The sequence below is a fragment of the Mongoliibacter sp. genome (assembly GCF_007692705.1).
GTDB lineage: Bacteria > Bacteroidota > Bacteroidia > Cytophagales > Cyclobacteriaceae > Mongoliibacter.
The window spans coordinates 21,384-31,354 of the sequence record NZ_REBN01000179.1 but is presented as its reverse complement, the minus strand read 5'-3'; the positions used below and the strand labels follow the sequence as shown (position 1 = coordinate 31,354).

13 protein-coding genes are annotated in these 9,971 nt (G+C 38.7%); 7 read left to right on the top strand and 6 right to left on the bottom strand.

Going from position 1 to position 9,971, the window contains the following annotated elements; genetic code table 11:
- The 6 genes from EA341_RS12735 to EA341_RS12710 all read left to right on the top strand — a co-directional run.
- The coding region (locus EA341_RS12735) for a hypothetical protein (protein WP_293015051.1) at positions 1–1,091 on the top strand (1,091 nt) is incomplete at its 5' end.
- A 215-nt stretch (positions 1,092–1,306) separates the two neighbouring features.
- Positions 1,307–1,447, top strand: a complete 141-nt coding sequence (locus EA341_RS12730) for a hypothetical protein (RefSeq protein WP_293015049.1) — start codon at positions 1,307–1,309, stop codon at positions 1,445–1,447.
- Positions 1,413–1,763 carry an SDR family oxidoreductase gene (locus EA341_RS12725; RefSeq protein WP_293015046.1) on the top strand — a complete coding sequence of 117 codons (351 nt, stop codon included), beginning with the start codon at positions 1,413–1,415 and terminating at the stop codon, positions 1,761–1,763. Before EA341_RS12730 ends, EA341_RS12725 begins: the two co-directional genes overlap by 35 nt.
- 15 nt (positions 1,764–1,778) lie before the next feature.
- Positions 1,779–2,096, top strand: coding sequence for a hypothetical protein (locus EA341_RS12720; RefSeq protein ID WP_293015044.1), 318 nt, complete (start codon positions 1,779–1,781; stop codon positions 2,094–2,096).
- Positions 2,097–2,184: 88 nt separating this feature from the next.
- A complete protein-coding gene (locus tag EA341_RS12715) occupies positions 2,185–2,412 on the top strand; it encodes a hypothetical protein (RefSeq protein WP_293015042.1) in 228 nt (75 codons plus the stop codon).
- 78 nt (positions 2,413–2,490) lie between these two features.
- Positions 2,491–2,646 (top strand): hypothetical protein, encoded by a 156-nt coding sequence (locus tag EA341_RS12710; RefSeq protein ID WP_293015040.1) that lies wholly within the window; start codon positions 2,491–2,493, stop codon positions 2,644–2,646.
- Positions 2,647–2,672: 26 nt separating this feature from the next.
- Here the strand turns inward: EA341_RS12710 and EA341_RS12705 are convergent, their stop codons facing one another.
- From EA341_RS12705 to EA341_RS12695, 3 genes are all read right to left on the bottom strand, one after another.
- On the bottom strand, positions 2,673–3,083 hold the full coding sequence (locus tag EA341_RS12705) for a hypothetical protein (protein ID WP_293015038.1): 411 nt from the start codon (positions 3,081–3,083) through the stop codon (positions 2,673–2,675).
- 194 nt (positions 3,084–3,277) lie between these two features.
- Positions 3,278–4,192, bottom strand: a complete 915-nt coding sequence (locus EA341_RS12700; protein WP_293015037.1) for an alpha/beta fold hydrolase — start codon at positions 4,190–4,192, stop codon at positions 3,278–3,280.
- Positions 4,193–4,255: 63 nt separating this feature from the next.
- The gene (locus EA341_RS12695) at positions 4,256–4,831 is read right to left on the bottom strand and encodes a cyclic nucleotide-binding domain-containing protein (RefSeq protein WP_293015036.1); all 576 of its coding nucleotides are present in this window, start codon (positions 4,829–4,831) and stop codon (positions 4,256–4,258) included.
- 152 nt (positions 4,832–4,983) lie between these two features.
- Between EA341_RS12695 and EA341_RS12690 the strand changes: the two genes are divergently transcribed.
- On the top strand, positions 4,984–5,562 hold the full coding sequence (locus EA341_RS12690) for a YdeI family protein (protein WP_293015033.1): 579 nt from the start codon (positions 4,984–4,986) through the stop codon (positions 5,560–5,562).
- Between the two features lie 37 nt (positions 5,563–5,599).
- On the opposite strand, the gene EA341_RS12685 is transcribed toward EA341_RS12690, so the two are convergent.
- From EA341_RS12685 to EA341_RS12675, 3 genes are all read right to left on the bottom strand, one after another.
- Entirely contained in the window at positions 5,600–6,271 is a 672-nt protein-coding gene (locus EA341_RS12685; protein WP_293015030.1) for a DUF502 domain-containing protein, read from the bottom strand.
- 277 nt (positions 6,272–6,548) lie between these two features.
- Positions 6,549–7,493, bottom strand: coding sequence for a DUF4249 domain-containing protein (locus tag EA341_RS12680; RefSeq protein WP_293015027.1), 945 nt, complete (start codon positions 7,491–7,493; stop codon positions 6,549–6,551).
- A 42-nt stretch (positions 7,494–7,535) separates the two neighbouring features.
- On the bottom strand, positions 7,536–9,887 hold the full coding sequence (locus EA341_RS12675) for a TonB-dependent receptor (protein ID WP_293015025.1): 2,352 nt from the start codon (positions 9,885–9,887) through the stop codon (positions 7,536–7,538).
- Positions 9,888–9,971 lie beyond the last annotated feature (84 nt).

Below are 9,971 nucleotides of genomic sequence, written 5' to 3'. Positions count from 1 at the left end.
TAGGATTAGGACTTTCTTCCAACCAAAAACTCCTGGACTGGCTGAGGATGGAAGGCTACTTCCGCTATGGGTTTAGAGATATGGCATGGAAGTATGGAGGAGGTATTGAGACAATGTTTCTAGACCGAAAAGATAGCAAATTGATGCTCTATTACAGTCATGATATCGTTGAAATTGGGAAAGTCCCACTTCTCAAGTCAAATACTTTTAGCAGAACCAGTGATATTTTCCGTGAATTTCTAGCAGAAAGAATGGATCAGGTAGAGCGCTTTTCCTTGACATTTTCCCAGATTCCTCTTCGTAACTGGAGGTTTTCACTGGCAAGCAGTCTGGAAAACAGGGTGCCACTTTGGGTAGATCCGTCGGATTTAACCCAAGAAGGTTTTTTGGCTTCTTTCAGGGCGGCAGAATTCGGACTCAACTTGAAATACACTGCAAAAGAAAACACTTCGAAGATAGGCTCAAGTTTTCTTCCTGGCCCTCCCTCCTATCCTGTATTTCAATTGAACTTGTCCCGTGCAGTTCCTCAGGTGTTCGGAAGTAATGTGGACTTTTGGCGTCTTGCGATGAAAATGCAGCACGAATGGAAAAAAGGTGTTTCTGTAAATCGATTTCAACTCTCGGGTATGGGGACCTGGGGAGAATCATTGCCTGCCTCCTATCTGAATACTGGGTTTGGAATCAGCCCTCAAGCACAGGGTATTGCCTTCACTTTGCCTGGATTTTTACAGACCATGCGGGTTTATGAATTTTTATCTGATCAGGCCATGCATGCCAGTTATTCCCATTTGACTGGCCCCTTACTCAACTATAAAATGGGCTGGGTAAGCTTCGCACCCCAATTGAACCTGACACAAAGCTTTGCCATCGGCAGCATTCGGGATAATTCTATGGCAGAGAATCTTGGTTTTAAAACCATGGAAAAAGGGTACTTGGAATCCGGTATGGAGTTGCAAAACTTGATCAAATATAAATCCGGCTTTGGTTTTCAGGGAATTGGCATCGGAGGATTTTACCGTTGGGGAGGATACGCCAACCCTACATTCAGAGAAAATCTCCAGATTACTTTTTCATTGACTACTGCTTTTTAAGTCCTGTTTCCTTACACATAACCTTTTATATACAGCCCTGTATATGCACCTCTTTTTCCACTTATCAATTACTATATTTGGATAATAAATCCTTTGAAAAATATGATGATTAGGAAAAGACAGTGAAACATGCCAAGGAATAAGCTTTTAATTCAGATACTGAAATTATATTGAATACTTATTAACAGGTCTTTTTAAAATTAATGTATTTCTATATGAACAACCTCCTTATAAATAGTATCGAAAGAGAAATCAAACTTAATCAGCAGGAAAAAGTAGCTGTGCAAAATGCATTTGGATTTTCCATAAAGCTCCAAAAAGATGCCGCTAGAATTATCAGCGAAGTACAATATTGATATCAAGTATTTTCAGGTAGATCTTTTTGATATACAATCCACCCAAGAAATCTACGACACCATTAAAGATCATGGATGGCATGTAAGCCATTTGGTTAATAATGCAGGATTTGGGGACTATGGAAGTTTTTTGGAAACTTCTCTGGAAAAGGAACTGAACATGATCAACCTGAACATCAGCAGTTTGATGATGCTGACCAAGCTTTTTGCAAAGGATATGGCTGCAAGAAAATCAGGCAGAATTGAATTGAAAGAAAAGAATGCAACGCTCTTTTATTTTGGGATCTTGTGTTTGCTGCTGTCTTTGGCTTTTTGAGCCATCCTGATTTTTGTGATTTTCTCCTTTCAGGGCTTTTTGATGGGAGGGCGCATGAGTCATACCGTAGGGTTGGTCAATGACAATTCCAATTTGTTCTCAGTGGGTTGGAGCCGGTTGGCAGGGGATCTTCGGATAGCCCACTTCATTGGCATGCATGCTGCTTTGCAGGTTTTGCCTTTGCTGGCCTTCTACATGCTTAGAAATACAAAAGCAACCTTATTTGTTGGCCTGCTTTACGCCGCATTGGCCACTTTCACCCTGGTGCAGGCGCTCAAGGGTAAGCCTCTTTTTCCTGATAAATCATTCACTCCTTTAACTGAAAAATCATGAAATCGAGCATGACAAAAATGTCACACAAGGGATGATTGTATACCATGCGAAGATTCCATATGTCAATTGAAAAACAAATTATAATCTTATGAAAACTATATTTATAACATTAGCAATCTTATGTACAAGTTATTTTATCAGCAATGCTCAAATCAGTTCCAAAAAATACGATGAAGCAGCCAACCTGATTGAATGGCCAGCTGAATTTAATCCTAAAAACAGTGATTTCTATGTGCACAACGAAATCGAAATCCAGGCAAAACCTGAAGTCGTCTGGCGATTACTGGTTCAGGCCAGTAATTGGGAAAACTGGTAAGATGGCATTCAAAATATACGGTTTGAAGAACCCAGTCAAAGGGATTTAGATGCCGAAACCAAAGTATTTTGGAATTCTATGGGTCAGTCTCTGAACAATGAAGTGGTACAGTTTGAATTCAATAAAACCCTGGCTTGGCAATTTCATGAAAAGAAAATCCAGGGGATGCATGCCTGGGTAATCATTCCAAAGGAAACGGATTCTATATTTATATCGGCGAGGCCTTTTGATTAAAACTCCTTCAATCTTGCTGAATGGATTCAAATCCCCTCCTTCTCCCTCATTTCCATCAAAAGTTCTTTTCCAAATGTAAGTTTCTTAGCTAAGGTACTTTTTGGATCCACAACCCGCCAGAAGGGGGTAATGGTCTCAAGATTCCCCCCGTTTTGCAACTCTTCATGGGCCGACTCGGCTACAATCCGTAGAAAAATCCCTGTGGTCACCGGGCAGGTATAATCTGCCCCATATTCCAGGGCCAGGTCTTTTCTGATGGTTTTGATATCCAGACTTCTGCCTTCTGGAATTGTTTTGACATATGCATCGACAAGCTGAGGCGTGGCGATCAGCATGGTACTACCAGCAGGGATATCTGCAAAGTCTTTATCTGTTCGTTTGACCTTGGGGATTTTTTGGATATCCCGCTTTTCTATCCAGGTTTTTTTCTCGGCCATATTATTCTCCCAGTTGGATATTAAAATTACCTAATACAATTCATTTTTTTTTCAAATCATTTAAAGAATTTTTCAGTCTGGGTTATTTTCCATCAAGTCTATCGCTGTATAGAGGCTTTCTGATAGCCTTTTTGGGTGGCGTATTTCATTGATGATAAGATGGAATAAATTATTTAATACAATAAATAAAATAATCAGATAAATTCCCTAATCGCTTCCACCACTTTTTCAGGCTCCTCTTCCTGAGGAAAATGTCCGGAACTTTCCAACTGAATGACTTTGGCATCGGGAAAACCTTCCTTGAATTTCTCTAAATTTTTGGGAGTAATGATGGGATCGGCCATTCCCCAGATCAGCAAAATGGGTTTGTTTTTTATGGTTTCTTTCTTTTCCCAAAGAGTTTCAAACCAGTCTTGATCGTACAGCAACGATTTCGCGAAAGCCAGTGTCCCGTTTCTTTCCGAAGGCTTGCTGAATGGTTTGGAGTAATGTTTTAAAATTCTTTTCTCTGGTTTTGTATCCGGACCATAGGATTTAGGCAATATAAACCTTGAAGAGAAATTAAGTTGCCTATATAAAAAAGGAAGGAAAGGACTTCTGAGAATTTTGGTGAATTTTTCATATTCAGGATCACCTTTACTGCTCCATAGCCAGGAATTGAGAACGACGATTCTTTTGACCAGTTCGGAATGTTTTAAGGCAAAGTCCATCCCTATCGGCCCTCCAAAATCATGGAGTACAAGGGTAATATCATTCAGCCCTTTTTCGACTACAAATTTTTCCAAGGTACGGACATGATTTTGTGTACTATAATCATAATCTTTAGGCTTATCAGAAAGTCCGAATCCAATATGGTCTACTGCAATGCATCTGTACTTTTCACGGAGTCCTTTGATTACCTTTCTATAATCAAAACTCCAGGAAGGGGTACCATGTACAAAAAGGAGAGTCTCTCCCAAACCCTCATCGATATAATTCATAGAGTAAGAACCAAGCTGAAATGAATGGGTTTGAAATGGGTATTCTGCCCTGTCCAACCAGGGATGTTGTGCCTGTACCATGGTAGAAAATGTTGAAATTGATAATAAGAGTAAGATGACTTTTTGCATGTCTTTGAATTTTCATGCAAGTTGTCGGAAAAGAAAAAAATATATTTTGGTCTATACCAAGATTTAAATCCGAATACTATTGATCAGTTTACTGAAATTGGTAGGGTCGATACCTAGATAGGAGGCAAGGTATTTTTGAGGAACCAATTGTAGAAGATGTGGACTTCTTGTGCAAAAGGTACGGAACCTTTGTTCCATATTTTCAGATTTTAGCTCCAACTGCCTGTCCAATACTCCTGCCAGAATCATTTCGGTCATCTTTCTGAATAACCGTTCAATTTCCTGATATTCATCAAAAAGTTTTTGAAGATCTGTATAAGTTAAAGCCAGAACCTCAGAATCTGTCAGGCTTTGTAAACTGTATTTGGATGGTTGTTGCAATAGAAACGAATCAGGAATAGCACAGAAATCAGAGGCATAGGTGAAAGCCATTACATGAAGCTTATGGCTGTTTTCATAAAAGGACATCTGGGTTCCTTTTTTGATAAAATACAATTCAGTTTGAACCTGCCCAGGTGAAATCATTAATGCACCTTTTTCAAAGCACCTGTTTTTTAACTTATCAAACAGTGCCTTAAATGCAGATTCTGACACAAAAGAGAAACGATTGAGTAGCTGATATAGAGACTGATAATCCATTTAATTTTATAGTATAGAGCAAGGTCAAGAATTTAAGTCAATTTTAAAATAAAGATATATTGTAATTTTTTGATACTATTTTATGGTGTGGCCCATGCTTATTCAAACAGTCCTTTTCTCTTGGAGTTTCTATTTTACAAATCTTAAATGGAATGATACAAACCGATAATTTCCAAAAAGTAGAGGTCGCCGCCCGAAAGGAGTTGAGAAGCTGGCTGGAGAAAAAGCATCAACAGCAAGAAAGCGTTTGGCTGGTGACATTTAAGAAATCAGTGCCCGATAAATACCTCTCCACTCCGGAGGTATTAGACGAATTACTTTGTTTTGGATGGATAGATGGCATAAGAAGAAAATTGGATGAGAACCGGACCATGCAATTGATTTCACCCAGAAAAGTGGAGCATTGGGCCAAAAGCTACAAAGAGCGAGCTGCTAAACTGATTGAAGAAGGTAAGATGCAAGAGGCTGGATTCCGATCAATAGAATTATCCAAGCAAGCTGGCCTTTGGGATTTTATGGATGATGTGGACAAACTGATTGTACCCCAAGACCTGTTGGAAGCACTTAAGAAAAAAGATGGTGCGGAAGACTTTTTCCATGCCATCAATGATTCCAGTAAACGCTTTGTGCTCCGCTGGATCAAACTGGCGAAAACAGAGAAGACCCGAGCTTCCAGTGTGGAAAAGATTGCCCAGCTTTCGGCTAAAGGGGAAAAGTTGAAGGGGAGCTAAAGGACATAGTAAATATTTATGGTAAAAATACTGAAAATCACCCCAGAGAATCTACCTCTGAGGTGCTATCTTTTGACTCAAACAACATAGAGGAACCCGTCCCCATTCCAATAATGGAACGCATGGCTTTTTCAGGTTCTATGTCTAAGAATTTCAAGCGGGAAATCGGAAAATGGTAAATATTACCATTCATCGGATTGGGTGCCGTAGGTACAAAAACGGTGTACAGATCAGTTGACACAATTTCAGTAACAAAGCCAGTCATAAGTACACCTGTATTATAAGGATCTACGAGCACTACCTGGCTGAAAGGCATTTTCTTGGATCCTGAAAACTGAATCACAATTTCCTGCAAAGTGGAGTAAAGAGGGATTTGCAGCAGGTATTTTCTCTCAAATGTCTTGAAATACCTCCTGCTTCTGGTATCTCTGGTAATCAGTCCAATAATGAAAATAAATGCGATCAGTATCAGTAAAGAAAGTACTTTGATAAGAAGGGCATGAGATTCGGAATTTTTATCCAACACAGCACTGATCGGTTCCACCAAATTAAAGACAAACTTAAAAATAAAGGACAATAAAAATAAAATGATGATCGTGGGTAAGGTAAGCAATAGCCCACTAATCAAGGTCTCAATAAAGAAGGTTTTATTCCACTTCTTCTTTAAAGGGCTTTCAGGTTCGGGTTGAAATGATGAGAAATTTTCCATTTGACATTGATTTTAAATGTAGACCGTGCAAATATGGATAAATTTAATCTTGCCTTATTCAAAATCATTAATTAAAGTAAACCTTTTAATATTCAATCACTTTGCCTAATACTACTCAAATCAATTTTCTGTCGCAATCACAATAAACTTAACCGAATTGAAATAAATCTTTAAAAAAATTACTCTTCATAGATAATCGAGGTAATTCAATGAGTGTATGTTTCACTATTCTTGGAAAACAAATCCTACTTCGGCCAAGACCTTACTTTAAAGCCCTTCACCATTCTCTTACTTTGAACTCATAAGCGGCCTCACTTTTTAAAATCCCCAATCCTCCATTGATATTGGTATACACCTGGACAGGCTGTGCAAATGGATCTCCGTCACTATAAGCCTGCAAATTGAAGGTATTCTCATAGAGGTAATAACTTTTAGAAATAGATTTAAGAACGATATAAATACTCACCCTGAATCCTTCTGGAAGCTCTCTCTCTTCCATAGAGAATGCTGTACCGGAAGAGGTCATTTCCATTTCAAAAGTCCTTCCATCAAATAACCTGTCATTGAAAAGAATGGTCCTCCATAAATAATCCTGTTGGTAAACAGGGTCTTTTGATCTGAGACTGATGGGATATATCATGGTTTCAGTCCGCTCATTTCCAAATTGATCCTCAAAGGTCATTATCCTTTCTTGAAAAGCTGAAATTTCATAGAAATTTTCACCAACCGGGTCATCAAAAATTATGCTGATCTCATCACTTCTATTCCAATCTTCCCCTGTACTTCCCCTTACAATAAATTCTTTAATGGCTACTTTCTGGGGAATGGTTTCATTCAATTGAATAGTTTCATATCCAGGAACTTCTACAGTAATCGAATAATCGACCAACTCTTCCAGAATAATCTCATCAGCCTTGTAGGTTTCTGATGCATCATCATAAATCAAAGAGTGGGTTGATGAAGCAGAACCCAAAGTCACTTTCGCGTCTGAAATTCTTTCAAAAGCAGATCTATTATCCAGGATATGCTTACTGAAACTTAACCTGATCTCCGGAGATTGCCCGGCCTTCAAGTTGGATACTACAGTGACATTGGGTTTTTCAAATGGAATATCTACATCGACAACTGTTTCGCATGCACTAAACCCAAGTAAAAAGAAAAATAATAAAAAAAAATATAAATTATTAAAACTCACTCGGGATCTTATTTGCGTTTCACTCATATCAGTTAGGCAATATATTTTTATACCTGATCTCATAAGCTCTTAAAATTTGAAGGAATAAGAAAATGAAGGTATCATAGGGAACAAGCTGTACTGTATAACTTTACGGTTTCCACTTCGGTCAAACCCAATATCCATAAAGAACGGGTTCAATCTGTTATAGGCGTTATAAACCCCCAAAGTCCATTTCCTCTGTCCCCAACTCGTATCCTTCCACCAACTGAAACTTAAATCCAAACGATGATAAGCCCTGTTTCTGAAATTATTCCGGCTTTCGTAATATTGGATTTGCGGCCTAAAACTATCTCCCCATCGGGTAGTTTCGGCTCCTTCATACCTCTGGGTGGGCAGTGACACCGCATTTCCGGTACCATAGACCCAGACCAGAGAAAAATCCCTATTCTTTTTCCAATTGTGGGTAAGGGCCAAGCTTATGTCATGCCTTCTGTCATATTTAAAAGGGAACCAATCACCAAAATTGATTTCATCAAACCTTCTCTCTGTATTGGACCAGGTATATCCTAACCAACCGGATACCTTACCGACTTTCTTTTGCGCAAACAGCTCAACACCATAGCTCCTACCTTCACCTACAGCTACTTTTTGCTGCCAGTCCTGGTCAATATTCAGAAAAGTGGCCCCATCCCTATATTCAATCAGTCCGTCCATTGTTTTGTAGTAGGCCTCAGCACTCAGTTCAAAACCTTTAAAAGTTTTAAATGCTCCCATAGCAACCTGCATAGATCTTTGAGGTCCAATCTGTGGTGTAGCGGGAACCCATAAATCTGTAGGCAATCCCAATCCGGCATTGGTCAACAAATGAATAAACTGTGCCATGGTTACAAAAGAGGCTTTGATAGAAGTACTCTCATCAAGCAGGTACCTCGCTGCCAATCTTGGCTGCAAGGATTTGTAATGCTCTCCATCGGTCAAAAAACCTGAATAGTGTAGGCCAACATTTGCTTTCAGCCGCGAGCTGATATTGATATCATCTTCAACATAAAAAGCATATTCGGTGGAGTTCAACACTTCAGACCCCAACACCATATCATCTTCCCTTTGAGTGCTTTCACTCGCGTAAACACCCGGTGAAAACCGGTGAAGGATGGCATTTCCTCCAAATCTCACGTAATGATCCGGGTTTGGAACAAATTCAAAATCAGCCTTTGCAGCCCAATCTCTAATTCCTGAAAAGTACCTTTCAGCGTAAAATCTGTTTTCAGATATTCCAAATCCACTCACTTCCTGTTCAAACTCACTAAATAAGTCAAAATTGTACCTGCTATAAGTAAAAGTATAATTGGCAAAAAGTCTGTTATTGATAATGTTATTCCAACGTAAAGCAGTTATAAAATTCCCCCATTTTAAACCGAATTCATCCTTATAGTCAGTTCTTTGGTTTCCGTCAACATAAAAGTTTTTGGTTCGTGCATATGCTTTGTCATCCCCGGAATAAACACTTAGGTAAAGTCTGTTCTTTTCATTGACAATATGATTCACTTTTCCATTGAGGTCATAAAAGTAATATCCGACAGATTCATTGCCTGAAGTAGCTGCTTGAATAATAGGCCTTGCTAAAATATCCAAATAAGTTCTTCTCGCTGAAAGAATAAAGGAAGTCTTATCCTTTTTAATAGGCCCTTCGAGTGTAAGTTTGGATGCGATAATACCTATAGAACCTTCTCCTTTAAATTCCTGCATATTACCTTCCTTCATAGTTACATCTATTACTGAAGAAAGTCTACCACCATAACGGGAAGGAAACCCACCTTTGATCAATTCCACATTATTGATTGCATCCGCATTGAAAACTGAGAAAAAACCAAACAAATGAGAGGCATTATATACTGGAACTCCATCCAAGAGAATGAGGTTTTGATCAGGACCACCACCCCTGACATACAAACCGCTGGCTCCTTCAGTACCAGATTGTACTCCGGGTAATAACTGTAAGACCTTGAACACATCCACCTCTCCCAAAAGTGCCGGTAGTTCCTTTATTTGTTTAATTGGAACATTGATGGTACCCATTCTTGTGATTTCCTGAATAGGATCAAGGGCATCAGAGGAAACAACAAACTCTTCCAACATTCCATCTGCAGCCAATTGGATATTGATCAATGTATCCTTTTTTACCGGCAGGTAAATCCTCTGACTTTGATAACCCACGAAACTGACATACAAATCAACGCTATCGGCAGTAGTAGTATAAGAATAAAACCCAAATTGATTGGATACAGCTCCTTTTTTCAAGACTTTATCAAAAACATTGGCGCCAATCAACACTTCCCCCGAGGATGCATCTTTGATATTTCCACTGATCGTAATTCTTTGTGCTGTAGATATGGTGAAGGTCAAAAAAACCAACAAAGCAGAACAGTAAATTTTCTTCATTTAACAAAATAAAATGCTGGAATATGAATATTTCACAATTTTAACTAAAAAAATGGTAGGAATAAATAATTATTTAAAAAAATT